The following is a 15,227-nucleotide window of genomic DNA, read 5'->3' as shown; positions in this document are numbered from 1 at the left end:
AAAAAGATGGCAAACATTAAATCTGCAATTAAACGTGCAAAAACAAGCGAAAAGCGTCGCGCTCATAACGCATCTATGAAATCAGCAATGCGCACAGCAATCAAAAAGTTTGAAGCGCTTGTTGAATTAAAAGACGTGGAAAAAGCGAAAGAAGCTTTCGTACTTGCAACGAAAAAAATCGACAAAGCAGCTAGCAAAGGCTTAATCCACAAAAACGCTGCAAATCGCTATAAATCACGTTTAGCGAAAAAATTAAACAGCATTACAGCATAATGAAAAAAACAGCTTGTCATACGCGGCAAGCTGTTTTTCCGTTTTGGGAGGGGAATGTATGCATTGGGTGAAAGAACAGGTGAACTACTCCCACTTAGCTTTGCTTGAAATGGGAGCTTCTCAGTTCCGCGACGAAAGCCACCTTTCGTCTCCCTGAGCGTGACTTCGGGTCGTCCCAACCCTAGATATCCGACATTTCTACCTTGGCTATTTTACAAGTGGAAGGAATCTGCTTGGTTCTCGCCTATTCATTTGTCCACTCAACCCCCATATAGCCACTTATCAAGAAACATATGATATATTCAGTTTATCATAAGATTTGGCTAACGCAAACCGAAATTCATCTCCCACTTTCACTTCGTTTAGAAGCGGGAGACTTCTTTCGGAAAGATGTTAAAAGCACCGCTAACGACTCGCGAATTAGCCAACATGATCGGAACAGCGCGCGAAACGGTAAGCCGCGCGTTAAGTCAACTGAAACAACAAGACATCGTCACGACCGACGAAGACGGCTGTTATATCATTGATGTTCATGCACTACAACAAAAGCGGTAGTGAAACGCTACCGCTCTAACTTTAAGAAAAACAACTGTAACAACAGCTGCTTGTCCGTCGCGCTACTTTTTAACGCATAATCGGTTTCTGCCAAATCGTATAATATACGCATAAGCTGCCGTTCAGAAAAACCGCTCGCATAACTAGCTGCCACTTTGACACGAAACGGATGGACACCTAACATCGAGGCAATTTGTTGTTGGCCGTATCCTTTTTTCATCAGTTCCTTCACTTCGTAAATGAGACGAAACTGACTCGCTAGCAACGCGACAAGCTTAATCGGCTCCTCGTTTTGCTTCAGTAAATCTTGAAGCGTTTGTAGCGCGGCTGGAACGTCTCGCTTCGCCATCTGTTCGACGAGAGTGAATACATTTTGTTCAAGCGTCCGTGATACAAGCAAACGGACATCGTTCGCCGTAATGGCGCGATGCTCAGCAAAAAGCATCAACTTCTCAATTTCGTTTGCTAATGTCGCTAAATCGGTGCCTGCCAATGCAAGCAACACGTCAATCGCGTCATCATTGATTTGACATTGCCCTTTCAGCCATTGCTTTAGTTCTTTTTCATTGAGCGGCTTGGCAACGATGACATTCGCTTTCTTTAATAACGCTTTCGTCACTTTTTTACGCTCATCTAGCTTCTCATACGTCCCGACAAAAATGACGCTCGAAAACGGTGCCGGCCGCTCGATGTAAGCCTCTAGCCGTTTGACGTCGTGCTCGACCTTGTCTTTTCCTTTTTCCGCCGTTAAAAAATATGGCTGTTTCACAATAACGACTTTCCGCTCCCCAAAAAACGGGAGCGTTTCTGCATCTTCAAGCGCCACTTCAATCGGTGTTTCTTCGCAATCGTATGTACTAACATTCCATTCCCGCTCTTCGTCCGACAACGCTCGGCGAACAATTTGTTCGTGGGCTTGTTTAATTAAAAAATGCTCCGTGCCATAAATGACGTATAGTTGTTCCATGTTCTCTTCCCCATTCTTCATCCACTTTCTTTAAAGAACATACAACGTTTCGGAGCATTTTACAAGGGAGTTAGCAGATGAAAATCGCCAACTCCCATTTATTTAAACGCTGGAAAACAAGCCCTAGGAACTCGTTTGTCCAACGGGTATCTTTATCTTTTCCGATCTGACGAGAACTATTTGTGACAACTGTTGTCAACGATGTAGATTTTCTCTCTTTTTTCCCTTATACTAATGGTGAGAAAATAGGAGGGATGGTCATGAACGAATTTGAAAAAAACGTTCAATGTACGCGCAACGATGCCGTTGACTCGGCTGTTGGCTTCATCGTATCATTCGGCTTTTTCGCCACAATGTTCATTATTGCCACACTTGTGAAGTTTTTCGGTGCGTAATGAACAACAAAAAGGGATTGCTGCGTGCAGTCTCTTTTTTCTTGCATATTATGGTGAAAACGTCTGAATGGTGCTTATCCGCTCACGAAAACGAATAACGACAGCACCATGCTCATCGGTGCGGAATATACGAACGTTATGATCGCTCAAACGGTCAATGACTTCACGATGCGGATGACCATATCGATTGCGGCGACCGACTGAAATGAACGCCACTTTCGGACGAATATGTTTTAAAAATAATTCAGACGTTGACGTTTTGCTCCCATGATGCCCAACTTTTAATATATCTACAGGCAATGACCGATACGTGCGTATGAGTTGCTGCTCCCCATCTTCCTCTAAATCCCCAGTAAATAGCCAATACACTCCTCCGATAAACGCATACAATACGACAGAACGACCATTTTCCGTCGTTTCATTTCCGAATGGGGACATAATATAAAATTGCGCATTCCCCACCTTCCAACGATGACCACTCTTCACGACTTGCACGCGCGCACCATCTTTTATCGCTTGGGAAATAAGCGCTTGCTCTAAATCGTTTCGCTCCTTTTTTATCCCGACGATCAACGTTTTTATGCGAACCGCACGGTATACATCCTTCGCATCCCCAATATGATCAAAATCGCCATGTGTCGCAATAAGCGCATCAATCGTTCGCACTCCTTTTGCTTTTAAAAATGGAACGATGACATCTTCTCCGACACGAAACGACTGTTTGCGCTCTTTCCACGGCTCATCCACCCATGACATCGTTCCTCCGGTATCAATGAGATAGACTGCTTTTCGATACGGCAGCTCGATATATATACTATCCCCTTGACCGACGTCTAACATGACAACTTCACCGTTCGGACGAAAAAACGGCAAAACGAAATGAACACCGATAACGACGGCAAATAAAAAGCGAAACGTAACCGCCCGCCGCTGTTCAAGCGAGAGGAATAAAACACATATCGCAATGATGTAGGCGATCATAAGCCACGTTGGTGGGCGACCGAGAGTAAGTATGAACGCGTCTGAAAGAGCAACAACAAGCGCATTCGTACGTTCAATGACGAATGTCATCACGTATATGACGAGCGGGCTAACGAGTGGCACATATGCGTGTATAAACAACGCTAAAAAGGAAAGCGGCAAAATGACGAACGTATAAAGCGGAACGAAGATGACATTAAGTGGGATAGATAAAAGAGATATTTCGTAAAAATGGTAAAGTAAAATCGGTAGCGTACTAACTTGCGCAACAAACGAAGTCATAAGTAGTTGATGAACAAATGATCGACTGCTTTGAATCCACGGAGAACAAATAATTAATGCAAAACAAACGAGGAAAGAGAGCTGAAAACCGAGATGAAAAATGATGTACGGATCTTTCACTAGTAAAAGAAGGCAAGACACGCTTAACGCATCGAGCGTGCGAAGGCGAGAAGAAGCGAGAAGAAAACAACTTGTCATAATTGCTGCACGCATGACCGACGGGGCAGCACCTGCTAAAATGACATACAGCGGAATGCATAATAATAAAACTGTGCTCGCTCGTTCCCTCGTCATACCGAAGCGAATGAACAAATAAAAACAACCACCGACAAGCAACGTCATATGCAAACCTGAAATAGCAAGTAAATGAATTAATCCTAACTTTTGATAACTCGAAAGAACCGCAGGATGAATGTCGCTTCGCTCACCGTAAATGAGCGCTTGCATGAACGCACCAGCATCTTGAGGAAAATGGTTTTGAATGTAGCGAATACCGTCTTGCCGAATCGTCTGAAGCCGCTCCATCCATGTGATGTTGGCGCGCATACAACGTTCGAGTGAAGTCGGACGAACAATCCAATGTATGCGTTGGTGAAATAAATAGCGGCGATAATTGAAGGCATACGGATTAGTCGGCAAAGAAGGCCGCTCAAGCATCCCTTGGAGTGAACACGTTGTCCCTATTTGCAGTTCGTCCCATTGTCGCTTTTCTTCTTCTGTACGGAGACGATAAATCAGTTGCAGCCGTTCATTTTGCCATTGAACGACCGTCTTAACTCGATCGCCATCAACATAAATCGGAGCAATAAATCGAACAACGAGCGCCGTTTCGTTTCCTGAAAGCGTCGTCACATTGTGTTGATGAATCCAATAGCTCCACACCGAAAAAAATAAGTAACAGCTGACGTAAGCAAAACATTGCTTTCGCTTGCGCCAAAACAAAAAGGCGAAGTAACTAAGCGACAGCACGAAACAAACGACCGATTTCGTCAATATAGACAAGACGGCCAAGACGGCCGCCATCGCCGCATAAACGATACGTCATCTCCCCTTTTTATACAAAAATGTCGGAATGGATTCGACATCAAACGGAACACGCTGCACTTTAACACCTGCTTGTTCAAACAGCTGTAACGCAAACGGATGGTTTTTATAATCGTTCGCATAATAAACTGCTCGAATTCCACTTTGAATAATTGCTTTACAACATTGTAGACACGGAAAGTGAGTGACGTATATTTCCGCTCCCTCTGTTGGCACACCAAACTTTGCGCATTGTAAAATCGCGTTCATTTCGGCGTGAATTGTACGCACGCAATGGTTATCCTCCACATAACATCCTTCATCTATACAATGCGCCCCGCCTGCGATCGAACCATTGTAACCTCCTGCAATCATGCGCTTGTCGCGCACAATCGTTGCTCCGACCGCGAGTCTCGTACACGTGCTCCGCAGCGCTAATAAATGGCTTTGTGCCATAAAATATTGATCCCATGTAATTCGCTCCACTCGTTTCTCCCCCTTGTCCATTATGCTTTTAGTTTATCGCCAATTTTATCGGACGACAATTTGTTCTTTTATTTTTTCAAGCGATTTTTGACCGATCCCGCTCACATGTAATAAATCTTCCACTTTTTGAAATGGACCGTGTTCCTCGCGATACGCAATAATAGCCGACGCTTTCGCGGGACCGATGCCGTCTAACGTTTGCAGCTGTTCTGCCGTCGCTGTATTAATGTTGATTTTTTCACTCGAGCGGCTTGCATCGTTCGTCGTTGCCGATTCCGTCGTTATTTCCTCTCCTTTCTTTGGTACATAAATCACCATCTCATCGTGCACTTTCATCGCCAAATTAACTTTCGTCTCATCCGCTTCATCTATGAATCCTCCTGCGAGTTGGATGACGTCATGAACTCGGCTTTCCGGCGCTACTTCATATACGCCAACTCGTTTTACTGCTCCTTTCACATCGACGACAATGGACAACTCTTCTTTTTTCTCCTCTTGTTGTTCTTGTTGTTCTAGCGGTAGCGGCTCGATCGTCGTTTCTTCTTGCTGCGCGCCCCATATGACCGCCCCGATCACAATAATCGCGATATACACCCAACGTTCATACGTTTTTATCCATTTCATGCTTTCACCCTTTCATAAAAAGGATCGTTGTCGCATACATATGACGTATAGTGGTGACGGATAAGGGGGGGAATACCGTTGAATATAGGATTTATTGGAACAGGAAATATGGGAACGATTTTAATTGAATCGTTCATGAACGGAAATGCAGTAAAGCAAGAACAACTATTTATCACAAACCGAACGCTTGAAAAAGCGTACAACATACAACGACGCTACCCGAATATACACGTGCTTAAAACGAACGAAGAAGTAGCAAAGCGAGCGACGATCATTTTTCTTTGCACAAAGCCGCTACATATGCCGATTGTATTAAAACAACTACAGCCGCTCTTAACTGATGAGCACTGCATCGTATCAATTACGAGCCCAATTTCCGTCCAACAGCTCGAATCGCTCGTTCCTTGTCATGTCATTCGCGTCATCCCGAGCATTACGAACCGCGCACTCGCTGGAAGCTCTTTAATTACTGTAGGCGACCGTTGCCGAGACGAGTATCGGACGACGGTTGAACACATGTTTCGCTCTATTTCTCGTCCAATATACATAGACGAGCCTATTACGCGCATCGCCTCTGATTTGGCAAGTTGCGGCCCCGCTTTTTTTAGCTACTTAATTCAAAAATTTATTGACGCAGCGGTGCAACAAACACCCATTACAAAAGAACAAGCGACGACGTTAGCGACAGAAATGATCATCGGGCTAGGTGCGTTGCTTGAACAACGCTTGTACACATTACCGACATTGCAGGAAAAAGTATGCGTCAAAGGTGGCATTACCGGGGCTGGCATTGACGTGCTAGAAAAAGAAGTGGGAGACTTGTTCGTCCATATTTTTCAAAAAACACATGAAAAGTTTTACGAAGAAACAGAAAAGGTGCGCCAACAAATCGACAATATTCGCCATTAACTGAAAAAATCCTGCTGTTTTGATGAAAAAACGTCCCAAAAGCAAATGCTTTTGGGACGAATGTTATTTTTGCGCAACGAAAAAGATGCGCTCACTTTCATTTGTCGGCTGTTGTTCTGTGAAGTCGGCCCATACGTGCAACAAGCGAAATCCTGCATCTTTTAGCCACGTTTCGTATTGCGCCACATCGTACGTCCGCTGCACGTGTATTTCATCTACTCGCTCATATACACCTTCCTCTAGTTGAACGAAAAACGTCAGCTCATGTTCAACACTATACGGCCGTGAACCCGGGTAACAATTCCATATATAACTTACTTGTTCATCATTACTTGCAAACGTCTCTTTCTGCAAAAAGATATGCTCCATTTTAAATAAAGAATGAACATCAAATAAAAACAGTCCGCCCGGTCGCAATTGATCATATACGCGCGAAAACGTGGTGACGACGTCTTCATCTTCCAATAAATAATTGAGTGAGTCGCAAAAAATAACGATCGTATCGAACGGCTCAAACGGGCCGAAATGACGCATATCTTGTTGATAAAACAAAACATGAACCCCGCGCTCTTCTGCTTTCATTTGCGCAATCGCCAACATTTGTTCCGACAAGTCAACGCCGGTCACATCAAACCCTTTATTCGCTAAACGAATCGCAAGTTCCCCTGTACCACACCCGAGATCGAGAAGCCGCTTTCCAACGTCATAAGAAGCTACCGTCCGTTCGACGAGCGCGCACCACGCATCGTAAGGAGCATCGCTCATCAGTTGATCATACCAACTCGCAAATCGTTCGTACGTCATGCTCCGAGATCACTCTCGATCCGCTCAAGCGGCGCATCTCCCCATAACCGTTCGAGATTGTAATATTCACGATCTTCTTTATGGAAAACGTGAACGACAACGTCTCCTAAATCAACTAAAATCCAACGCGCTTCATCAAACCCTTCGACACGTTTTACAGAAACGCGATGCTCCTCCGCTTTTTCTTTAATTTCGCGCGCAATGGCTTGCACTTGCTTATCGGAATTGCCGTGGCAAATCATAAAATAATCGGCAACAAGCGAAATTCCTTTCATATTTAAAGCAACGATGTTTTCCGCTTTTTTCTCATCGGCTGCTTTTACTGCTATTCGTAAAATATCTCGTTCTGTCATGATGAAACCCCCTTTAACTTTTTCGCGATATCATTATACGTATGAAACGTATCAGGGTAAATCGGCTCATTTTTCTCCATCAAAAATTGAATGGTATTTTGCAGTGCGCGCAAAAGGGCGCGATCGATATGTTCTTTTGCTAACGCCCGCACATCGTCAACGCCCGGAAACGAACGATTCGGCTCAATATAATCCGCAATATATACAATTTTCTCAAGCAACGTCATATTTGGGCGCCCCGATGTGTGATAACGAATGGCATTCAAAATGTGTTCATCTTGAATGCCAACTTCCGTTTGAACTAAATACGCTCCGACAGGCGCATGCCACAATTCTGGGCTGTACATCAATAAATCTTGCGGCATTTGTTGCTCGATGATGATGCGCTTCATTTCCTCTTTTGAGCGGAACTTCGCATAATCATGAAAAATGGCAGCTAATTCTGCTTGTTGAACATCTGCTCCGTATAGAGTGGCGAGCTCTACCGCTGTTTCCATGACGCCTAATGTATGAATATACCGTTGCTCTTTTAATTGCTTGCGCACGATTGCTAACGCTTCTTCACGTTTCATACAACCGATTCTCCTTTATATATAATTGAACGGCTTTCGGCAACAAATATGCGACACTTTTCCGACGTTGAATGCGTTCACGAATAAGTGAAGAAGAAACTGCGAACATCGGGACATCTACTTCGATAATCGGATATGTCGTACGAAGCGAATACCCAGGACGTTTCACACCGACAAATTGCACGAGCTGAATGAGCTCATCAATACGATACCAACGCGGCAAATATTCGACCATGTCCCCGCCGATAATAAAGTAAAACGTTGCATTTGGATACCTTTCCTTCAATAAAACAATCGTATCATACGTGTACGATCGCTCTTTTCGTTCTAATTCAATCGTTTCTACGCGAAAGTGCGGCTCATCGCCAATCGCCGCATAAAGCATATTGACGCGATGCGTATGATCTGTCACTTTATTTTCTTTATGCGGCGGCATGTAGTTTGGCATAAACCATATTTCATCTAGTTTTAGCTCTGTTCGGACATCGTCTGCAATTAATAAATGTCCGTAATGAGGCGGATCAAACGTCCCACCTAAAATGCCCACTCTTTTCACTTCGTCTCTCCTATGTTGGCAATACAATTTGTTTATGTTCACGTGATTCTTTATACAACACGATCGTATGGCCGATCAATTGGACGATTTCCGCCCCCGCGCCCTTCGCTAATTGCTCAGCAACAACTTCCTTCTCTTCTTCGCAGTTTTTTAATACGCTCACTTTAATTAGCTCTCGCGCTTCAAGCGCATCAGCAATTTGTTTAATCATATTGTCATTTACGCCGCCTTTTCCCACTTGGAAAATCGGCGTTAAATGATGGGCTAAAGAACGTAAAAATCGTTTTTGTTTTCCTGTTAACATGTTTTTCCTCCTAACTGTTGTATGACAAGTTGTTCCATTCGTTTCGTATTCGGGAATATACCTGTCCATTTTTCAAACGCGAGCGCACCTTGATAAACGAACATGCCGACGCCGTTTTGCACGCGCGCACCTTTTTCTTTCGCTTCTTGCAGCCATTTCGTCATGAGCGGATTATAAATAATGTCGCTTACGATCGTATCTTTTTTTACATGCCGAAGGGACAGCGGCGTCGCATCGACATGCGGATACATGCCGACAGACGTCGTGTTAATAATAATATCGTACTCCCCTACCCGTTCTTCTGCTTCTTCAAGCGAATATACAGATGATTGTTGGACAACAAACGCCTCTGCTTTTTTGACTGTTCGATTACATACATCGACAGCGGCGACACGATGTTTAAGAAGAGAGAAATAAATGCCGCGCGCTGCTCCACCTGCACCGACAAGCAAAATGCGCGCACCTGACAATTCGACGTCCATTTGCTCGCATAGCGCTCGGACAAATCCTTCACCATCTGTATTATAACCAATCCATTTGCCGTTTTCATTGACGATCGTATTGACCGCACCCATTTGTTTTGCGGTTTCATCTAATTCATCGACATATTCCATTACCGCCGTTTTATGCGGAATGGTCACGTTCAATCCTGCACACTGCAACGCTTTTAACCCTTGTACCGCCTCTTTTAACATGTGCGGTTCGACGTGAAAGGCGTGATAATGCGCATGAATGCCGAGCGATTGAAATGCATCGTTATGCATGAGCGGCGATAGCGAATGATGTACAGGACAACCAATGAGCGCAAATAATTTCAAACTCCTCTCCCCCTTGCATTAAATGAGCGACTTGCGCAACATGACGCCAACGCCTTTCGGTGCGTAAGCGATAACGTGAGCGCCTGGCTCATGACATGTCACCCAACCAAGACCTGAAAAAACGATATCCGTCTTCGGATCTTTTAACGTAAAATGGTGGGCAACGAGCGGCGGCAATTGCTCACAGTAACTTTTGCGCGGTGGCTGCAACAGTTCGCCTAAATGTTTTTCATATAACTCATCGGCATGTTCGCGCTTCGTCCGATGAATAAATAGTTCATTTGACATATAACATACAAATGGGCGTCTTCCTCCTTGGACGTAATCTAACCGGGCAAGCCCCCCGAAAAAGAGCGTTTGTTGTTCGTTCAATTGATACACTTTTGGCTTTATTTCTTTTTTCGGCGTAATGATTTTTAAATCTTTTTTGTCGACAAAATGAGCCATTTGATGATGATTAATAATGCCCGGTGTATCGTAAAGCGCTGATCCGTCATCAAGCGGAATTTCAATCATATCGAGCGTTGTTCCCGGGAAATACGACGTCGTAATGACGTTTCCTTTCCCTGTCGCCTCTTTAATGATACGATTAATAAATGTTGATTTTCCAACATTCGTACAGCCGACAACATATACGTCTTTGCCGTTACGATACTCATCGATCGCTGCCATCACTTCTTTTATGCCATAACCTTTATTAGCGCTTACTAAAAAGACGTCGCGCGGCTGTAGTCCGAGCTCCCGTGCCGCCTGTTTCATCCATCGCGTCACTTTTTCATGTTTAACCGACTTCGGCAATAAATCGACTTTGTTTCCGACAAGCAACACGTCTTTTTTTCCGACAAATCGGTGTAACCCCGGTAGCCAACTACCGTTAAAATCAAAGATGTCAACAATTTTCACGACCAATCCGTCCGCTTGTCCGATGCCGTTTAAAATATTTAAAAAATCATCATCCGTCAACGACACGTCTTGCACTTCGTTGTAATGTTTTAAACGAAAGCAGCGCTGACAAATAATCGGATCGCGTTCGAGCGCTGAAGGAGGCGCATATCCAATTTTTTTTTCATCTTCTGTTTGAATCGTTACTCCGCATCCGATACAAATGACTTGTTCACTCATTTCGATCACTCCCAATGAATCATACCTTTTTTTCGCATCATATTTAAAATTTTTCTTTCTATGTTTCGGTTAATACGAGTAAAAAAGCCGTCTGTTTGTGCAACAGGGACAACTAAAATCGTATGTAATCCGATCCGATTGCCGCCGAATACATCGGTAAGAAGCTGGTCACCGATGACGACAACCTCTTCTTTTTTCAGCTTCATATCGTGCAACGCTTGTTGAAACGCTCGCGTTAACGGCTTGCGCGCTTCGAAAATAAATGGGATGCCAAGCGGTTTAGCGAACGCTTCTACTCGTTTTTTATTATTATTGGATACGACCGTCACTTGAATGCCGCTTTGTTTCATTTGCTCGAACCATCGAACAACGTCTGGCGTCGCAAGCGGACGATCCCATTCAATTAACGTATTGTCTAAATCGGTAATAATTCCTTTTATTCCTTTTTGCTTTAGTCGCTCCGGGGTAATTTCGAAAATGCTTTTTGCATGTTCATTCGGCAAAAAATATTTTAACATCTTTGCTCATCCTTTTTTCATTTTTTACATAAATAAACAAATTACAAAATTTTTCGACAAAATCTGACCATTTTCATAACTTGTGGATAACTTTATACACATATTCCACACTTGTTTTTCAACTTTCTCCCTATGTTATAAACAACACATCCACAACTTACCCACAATTACATGTGGATAATTAGAACGATTGTTCTTGTTTTTAATTTATGGTAAAGTGAAGATGAACCTACCATTATATGTATACCTTCATTCATGTATACGTTAAGGAGGCGAAAAAAATGAAATGTTTACCTGACGACTTATTAATTGAATCATACTACAAAGCGAAAGAATTGCAACTGAGCCCAGAGTTTATTCAACTGATCGAACGAGAAATTGTCTGCCGTCGTCTTCACCATAAGCTAAAGCAGTCATCATAAGTTCGGGCTCTCACTCGCTTTTTTCTTTTAGACCGAGGAGCCCGAGCCGTTGTCCCACTTTAACTTCTACCGGCGGAACAATTTGCTCATCTAACGTGAATACTCCTTTTTCGAACAACAATACGACCGTTGAGCCGAACGAAAAATATCCAATTTCTTCTCCTTTTTTGACGTAATCATGTTCGTGCGTTAGCTCAATGCTATTTACAAACATCGCTCCGACTTTCACAATTGCCGTATGCATACCATTTGTACACAGTTCCGTAATTCTTCTGTAATTTTTAGAAAGCGGATCCTTGCCATATTTCAACCCAAGGCGGTTTACAGGATACGACTTCCCTCCGAGCGCCCATTGCTTCACAACTTCCCCATATATTGGGCTATGAATGCGATGATAATGGCTTGGACTTAAATACAAAATAATAAACGTACCGTGCAAATACTTTTCAGCGACGCGATCATCGCCAAGCATTTCACGTATAGAGTACGTTTTTCCTTTGACGATGATTTCTTTTTGATCCGTAACGATGCCAACATCTTCAACAACTGCGTCCACAGGGCTGACGACGCTATTCGGATGTTCATCGATTGGGCGAAGTCCCTCTTTCAGCGTACGGATGAACAGTTGTTGTAGCGTTTCATATTCATGCAGCTTTTTTTCCATTTCTTCTTCATTGACTTTATATACTTTCGCATAAGATGGAATAATGAAGCGACTCCACTTTGAACTTGTAAACGAAGCGAGCCATTTAGATGTCATTCGTCGATTTGTTAGTTCAATTAACAGGCGATATAGCCATTTCATGAACGTTTTCCCCCTAAAGTAAAGAATATCCTTTACTAGTTCGCTTATTATCAATAAAATATTAGTAACCGAATAGTATGTTTGGCAAGTAGATCGGCACGATTTTAAATAAAGGAGTGGGCACTTATGTTTTTATCCGATTATATTGATCATACCATTAAAAAACTAAAAGCGCATATGGCAAACGTTTTAACGTTAACAAATTTAAGCTTAGGTGGATTTGCAATTTTATTTGCGGTAAAAGGACAACTTAATGCGTCGGTATTATTCATTTTTCTAGCAGCGCTCGCCGACCGCTTCGACGGAACAGTCGCTCGGAAGATGAATATCGAATCGGATCTAGGCAAACAATTGGACTCAATGAGTGATATTATATCATTTGGAGTAGCACCTGCACTATTGCTTTATCAAGGTTTATTGCACGAATTTGGCGCACTTGGTTCGTTCTTTACAATTTTTTATATCGGTTGTGGAGCATTTCGCCTTGCAAGATTTAATGTTACCGAAAGCAACGGTTATTTTACCGGTTTGCCGATCACTGCCGCAGGTTGCTTATTAACGCTTAGTTATTTGACGATTGGCTACTTTCCACCTCACGTATTTATTTTTATTATTTTCACTCTTTCTCTTTTAATGGTTGGTTCATTTAGACTAAAGAAAATTTAACCCTTGAAGTGACCCTTGAAGTGGAAAACTTCAAGGGTTTTTTTCGTACAAATTTCCCTTTTCAAACATTCGGATAAATTATATGATAAACTTGGATTTATTTTTCATTCTATAACTTGGGGTGATATCATGGACCGTACGTCCTTAATTGGGCTCATTCTTGGCATTATCGCTGTCGGTGTCGGAATGGTGTTTAAAGGGGTAAGCCCAGCTGTGCTCATTAACCCTGCTGCGATTTTAATCATTTTATTAGGGACAGTGGCCGCAGTGACAATCGCCTTTCCAACGAAAGAAATTTCGAAAGTGCCGAAACTGTTTGGAGTTATTTTTAAAGAGTCGAAAACGCCAAAAATCGAAGAACTCATCCCTCTGTTTGTTGAATGGGCAAACATCGCTCGCCGCGAAGGATTGTTAGCGTTAGAAGCAAAAGTGGCTGAAATTGATGATCCGTTTTTGCGCAACGGATTAAGTTTAGCCATTGACGGACAGTCACAAGAATTTATTCGCGATGTCATGACGGAAGAAGTTGAAGCGATGGAAGAACGCCATTTAGCGAATGCGACGATTTTTACACAAGCCGGTACATACGCCCCAACGCTTGGGGTACTTGGGGCCGTCGTTGGGTTAATCGCTGCCTTACAAGATATGTCTGATATTGAACGTCTCGGTCACGCGATTAGTGCGGCGTTCGTCGCAACGCTTATGGGTATTTTCACCGGATACGTGCTTTGGCATCCGTTTGCGAACAAATTGAAACGGAAATCGAAAGAGGAGATTAAAGTGCGGCAAGTGATGATTGAAGGGGTGCTCTCCATCATCGAAGGACAAGCACCGCGGGCGATCGAACAAAAACTAGCTTCTTACTTGCCGATGAGCGAGCGTCAAAAACTTTTAGAACAAGGAGCTCAAAATAATGGCGAAAAAGCGTAAAAAGCATCATCATGAGGAACATGTCGATGAGAGCTGGTTAATTCCGTACGCCGACTTACTGACGTTGCTGTTGGCTTTGTTTATCGTATTATTTGCCAGCAGCCAAATCGACTCTCAAAAGTTTATGCAAATTGCTCGCGCCTTTAATAGCGTGTTTACAGGGGGCACAGGAGCGCTGCAATATTTAAGTCCGATTGAACGCGAAGAAATGGATTCGGTCATTAAAGATTCTCCGAGTCAAAAGCCGTATGTAAAAATTTCAAAAGAAGAATACGAGGAACTAAAAAAGATTCAAAGTAAATTTAACGAATATGTAAAAACGAATCAATTGAGTGGGGAACTATCTGTCGCCATGACAGAAGAAGGACTGCTTGTGACGATCGCAAACGACGTATTGTTCGATTCAGGTAGCGCCGATATTAAACCGCAATATCGCGATGTCGCTAAAAAAATATCGAATTTGCTCGTCATGAACCCACCGCGCAACATCGTCATTAGTGGACATACAGACAACGTGCCAATCAACAATGCAAAGTTTGCTTCAAACTGGGAATTGAGCGTCATGCGCGCCGTTAACTTTATGAAACTATTGCTTGAAAATACAAAATTAGATCCGCAACTATTTAGCGCAAAAGGATACGGTGAATTTAAACCGATCGCATCTAACGCAACAGCTGAAGGACGAGCGAAAAACCGACGGGTAGAAATTTTAATTATGCCGCAAGAACCGACACAATAAAAGCGAGGGGATGCTCCCATAGCCATCAAGTTAAGAATTTGATCTTTTTTCAGCGCCAAAAACATGGTATCCTTTCTAACGAAAATCATCGTTGGAAAGGATTGTTTTTTGATGGCAAAAAAG

Annotated in this window: 21 protein-coding genes; 8 read left to right on the top strand and 13 right to left on the bottom strand. The window is 43.0% G+C overall.

What is annotated here, in order from left to right:
- The first annotated feature begins 6 nt into the window (after positions 1 to 6).
- Both rpsT and BM213_RS09850 read left to right on the top strand, forming a co-directional pair.
- On the top strand, positions 7 to 273 hold the full coding sequence (gene rpsT / locus BM213_RS09855; protein ID WP_003393873.1) for a 30S ribosomal protein S20: 267 nt from the start codon (positions 7 to 9) through the stop codon (positions 271 to 273).
- Between the two features lie 390 nt (positions 274 to 663).
- On the top strand, positions 664 to 828 hold the full coding sequence (locus BM213_RS09850; RefSeq protein WP_244149246.1) for a helix-turn-helix domain-containing protein: 165 nt from the start codon (positions 664 to 666) through the stop codon (positions 826 to 828).
- A 7-nt stretch (positions 829 to 835) separates the two neighbouring features.
- Here BM213_RS09850 and holA read toward each other — a convergent pair whose 3' ends face one another.
- Complete coding sequence (holA, locus tag BM213_RS09845) at positions 836 to 1,816, bottom strand: DNA polymerase III subunit delta (RefSeq protein ID WP_167357400.1); 981 nt, start codon at positions 1,814 to 1,816, stop codon at positions 836 to 838.
- 239 nt (positions 1,817 to 2,055) lie between these two features.
- On the opposite strand from holA, the gene BM213_RS09840 reads away from it, so the two are divergent.
- Positions 2,056 to 2,190 (top strand): YqzM family protein, encoded by a 135-nt coding sequence (locus tag BM213_RS09840; RefSeq protein ID WP_003393868.1) that lies wholly within the window; start codon positions 2,056 to 2,058, stop codon positions 2,188 to 2,190.
- A gap of 48 nt (positions 2,191 to 2,238) precedes the next feature.
- Here the strand turns inward: BM213_RS09840 and BM213_RS09835 are convergent, their stop codons facing one another.
- The 3 genes from BM213_RS09835 to BM213_RS09825 all read right to left on the bottom strand — a co-directional run bounded on the left by BM213_RS09835 (position 2,239) and on the right by BM213_RS09825 (position 5,586).
- The gene (locus tag BM213_RS09835; RefSeq protein ID WP_244149245.1) at positions 2,239 to 4,422 is read right to left on the bottom strand and encodes a DNA internalization-related competence protein ComEC/Rec2; all 2,184 of its coding nucleotides are present in this window, start codon (positions 4,420 to 4,422) and stop codon (positions 2,239 to 2,241) included.
- Positions 4,423 to 4,494: 72 nt separating this feature from the next.
- Positions 4,495 to 4,962: a ComE operon protein 2 gene (locus BM213_RS09830; protein ID WP_091703582.1), complete on the bottom strand. Its 468-nt coding sequence runs from the start codon at positions 4,960 to 4,962 to the stop codon at positions 4,495 to 4,497.
- A gap of 45 nt (positions 4,963 to 5,007) precedes the next feature.
- Positions 5,008 to 5,586 (bottom strand): helix-hairpin-helix domain-containing protein, encoded by a 579-nt coding sequence (locus BM213_RS09825; RefSeq protein ID WP_091703579.1) that lies wholly within the window; start codon positions 5,584 to 5,586, stop codon positions 5,008 to 5,010.
- Positions 5,587 to 5,664: 78 nt separating this feature from the next.
- Here BM213_RS09825 and comER point away from each other — a divergent pair, with 78 nt between their 5' ends.
- Positions 5,665 to 6,495: a late competence protein ComER gene (comER, locus tag BM213_RS09820; RefSeq protein ID WP_091703576.1), complete on the top strand. Its 831-nt coding sequence runs from the start codon at positions 5,665 to 5,667 to the stop codon at positions 6,493 to 6,495.
- 63 nt (positions 6,496 to 6,558) lie between these two features.
- On the opposite strand, the gene BM213_RS09815 is transcribed toward comER, so the two are convergent.
- The 8 genes from BM213_RS09815 to BM213_RS09780 are packed head-to-tail and all read right to left on the bottom strand — an operon-like array spanning position 6,559 to position 11,542.
- Positions 6,559 to 7,299, bottom strand: coding sequence for a class I SAM-dependent DNA methyltransferase (locus tag BM213_RS09815; RefSeq protein ID WP_091703574.1), 741 nt, complete (start codon positions 7,297 to 7,299; stop codon positions 6,559 to 6,561).
- A complete protein-coding gene (gene rsfS, locus BM213_RS09810) occupies positions 7,296 to 7,652 on the bottom strand; it encodes a ribosome silencing factor (RefSeq protein ID WP_091703571.1) in 357 nt (118 codons plus the stop codon). The genes BM213_RS09815 and rsfS overlap by 4 nt, the downstream gene beginning before the upstream one ends.
- Positions 7,649 to 8,224 (bottom strand): bis(5'-nucleosyl)-tetraphosphatase (symmetrical) YqeK, encoded by a 576-nt coding sequence (gene yqeK / locus BM213_RS09805; RefSeq protein WP_091703568.1) that lies wholly within the window; start codon positions 8,222 to 8,224, stop codon positions 7,649 to 7,651. Before yqeK ends, rsfS begins: the two co-directional genes overlap by 4 nt.
- Positions 8,214 to 8,780, bottom strand: a complete 567-nt coding sequence (locus BM213_RS09800) for a nicotinate-nucleotide adenylyltransferase (RefSeq protein ID WP_091703565.1) — start codon at positions 8,778 to 8,780, stop codon at positions 8,214 to 8,216. The genes yqeK and BM213_RS09800 overlap by 11 nt, the downstream gene beginning before the upstream one ends.
- A 10-nt stretch (positions 8,781 to 8,790) precedes the next feature.
- Positions 8,791 to 9,084 carry a ribosome assembly RNA-binding protein YhbY gene (gene yhbY, locus BM213_RS09795; protein ID WP_003393851.1) on the bottom strand — a complete coding sequence of 98 codons (294 nt, stop codon included), beginning with the start codon at positions 9,082 to 9,084 and terminating at the stop codon, positions 8,791 to 8,793.
- Complete coding sequence (gene aroE / locus BM213_RS09790; RefSeq protein ID WP_091703563.1) at positions 9,078 to 9,902, bottom strand: shikimate dehydrogenase; 825 nt, start codon at positions 9,900 to 9,902, stop codon at positions 9,078 to 9,080. The genes yhbY and aroE overlap by 7 nt, the downstream gene beginning before the upstream one ends.
- 18 nt (positions 9,903 to 9,920) lie before the next feature.
- Complete coding sequence (gene yqeH, locus BM213_RS09785; RefSeq protein ID WP_091703560.1) at positions 9,921 to 11,024, bottom strand: ribosome biogenesis GTPase YqeH; 1,104 nt, start codon at positions 11,022 to 11,024, stop codon at positions 9,921 to 9,923.
- A 5-nt stretch (positions 11,025 to 11,029) separates the two neighbouring features.
- Positions 11,030 to 11,542: a YqeG family HAD IIIA-type phosphatase gene (locus BM213_RS09780; protein ID WP_091703558.1), complete on the bottom strand. Its 513-nt coding sequence runs from the start codon at positions 11,540 to 11,542 to the stop codon at positions 11,030 to 11,032.
- Positions 11,543 to 11,823: 281 nt separating this feature from the next.
- Here BM213_RS09780 and BM213_RS09775 point away from each other — a divergent pair, with 281 nt between their 5' ends.
- Complete coding sequence (locus BM213_RS09775) at positions 11,824 to 11,964, top strand: sporulation histidine kinase inhibitor Sda (protein WP_035018531.1); 141 nt, start codon at positions 11,824 to 11,826, stop codon at positions 11,962 to 11,964.
- A gap of 10 nt (positions 11,965 to 11,974) precedes the next feature.
- Here BM213_RS09775 and BM213_RS09770 read toward each other — a convergent pair whose 3' ends face one another.
- Entirely contained in the window at positions 11,975 to 12,769 is a 795-nt protein-coding gene (locus BM213_RS09770; protein WP_091703555.1) for a phosphatidylserine decarboxylase, read from the bottom strand.
- 126 nt (positions 12,770 to 12,895) lie between these two features.
- On the opposite strand from BM213_RS09770, the gene pssA reads away from it, so the two are divergent.
- The 3 genes from pssA to motB all read left to right on the top strand — a co-directional run bounded on the left by pssA (position 12,896) and on the right by motB (position 15,104).
- Positions 12,896 to 13,435 (top strand): CDP-diacylglycerol--serine O-phosphatidyltransferase, encoded by a 540-nt coding sequence (gene pssA, locus BM213_RS09765; protein WP_091703552.1) that lies wholly within the window; start codon positions 12,896 to 12,898, stop codon positions 13,433 to 13,435.
- Positions 13,436 to 13,564: 129 nt separating this feature from the next.
- Entirely contained in the window at positions 13,565 to 14,365 is an 801-nt protein-coding gene (gene motA, locus BM213_RS09760) for a flagellar motor stator protein MotA (RefSeq protein ID WP_091703550.1), read from the top strand.
- Positions 14,349 to 15,104, top strand: a complete 756-nt coding sequence (gene motB, locus BM213_RS09755; protein ID WP_091703547.1) for a flagellar motor protein MotB — start codon at positions 14,349 to 14,351, stop codon at positions 15,102 to 15,104. The genes motA and motB overlap by 17 nt, the downstream gene beginning before the upstream one ends.
- Positions 15,105 to 15,227: the final 123 nt, after the last annotated feature.

Source organism: Anoxybacillus pushchinoensis (assembly GCF_900111795.1).
In the GTDB taxonomy this organism is placed as follows: Bacteria; Bacillota; Bacilli; order Bacillales; family Anoxybacillaceae; genus Anoxybacillus; species Anoxybacillus pushchinoensis.
The sequence above is the reverse complement of the archived record's forward strand: the minus strand, read 5'-3'. Positions and strand labels throughout refer to the sequence as shown.

Coding starts and splice junctions, on each gene's coding strand:
- rpsT (WP_003393873.1), top strand. CDS start 7: ATGGCAAACATTAAATCTGCAATTAAACGTGCAAAAACAAGCGAAAAG.
- BM213_RS09850 (WP_244149246.1), top strand. CDS start 664: ATGTTAAAAGCACCGCTAACGACTCGCGAATTAGCCAACATGATCGGA.
- holA (WP_167357400.1), bottom strand. CDS start 1,816: ATGAAGAATGGGGAAGAGAACATGGAACAACTATACGTCATTTATGGC.
- BM213_RS09840 (WP_003393868.1), top strand. CDS start 2,056: ATGAACGAATTTGAAAAAAACGTTCAATGTACGCGCAACGATGCCGTT.
- BM213_RS09825 (WP_091703579.1), bottom strand. CDS start 5,586: ATGAAATGGATAAAAACGTATGAACGTTGGGTGTATATCGCGATTATT.
- BM213_RS09815 (WP_091703574.1), bottom strand. CDS start 7,299: ATGACGTACGAACGATTTGCGAGTTGGTATGATCAACTGATGAGCGAT.
- rsfS (WP_091703571.1), bottom strand. CDS start 7,652: ATGACAGAACGAGATATTTTACGAATAGCAGTAAAAGCAGCCGATGAG.
- yqeK (WP_091703568.1), bottom strand. CDS start 8,224: ATGAAACGTGAAGAAGCGTTAGCAATCGTGCGCAAGCAATTAAAAGAG.
- yhbY (WP_003393851.1), bottom strand. CDS start 9,084: ATGTTAACAGGAAAACAAAAACGATTTTTACGTTCTTTAGCCCATCAT.
- yqeH (WP_091703560.1), bottom strand. CDS start 11,024: ATGAGTGAACAAGTCATTTGTATCGGATGCGGAGTAACGATTCAAACA.
- BM213_RS09780 (WP_091703558.1), bottom strand. CDS start 11,542: ATGTTAAAATATTTTTTGCCGAATGAACATGCAAAAAGCATTTTCGAA.
- BM213_RS09775 (WP_035018531.1), top strand. CDS start 11,824: ATGAAATGTTTACCTGACGACTTATTAATTGAATCATACTACAAAGCG.
- BM213_RS09770 (WP_091703555.1), bottom strand. CDS start 12,769: ATGAAATGGCTATATCGCCTGTTAATTGAACTAACAAATCGACGAATG.
- pssA (WP_091703552.1), top strand. CDS start 12,896: ATGTTTTTATCCGATTATATTGATCATACCATTAAAAAACTAAAAGCG.
- motA (WP_091703550.1), top strand. CDS start 13,565: ATGGACCGTACGTCCTTAATTGGGCTCATTCTTGGCATTATCGCTGTC.
- motB (WP_091703547.1), top strand. CDS start 14,349: ATGGCGAAAAAGCGTAAAAAGCATCATCATGAGGAACATGTCGATGAG.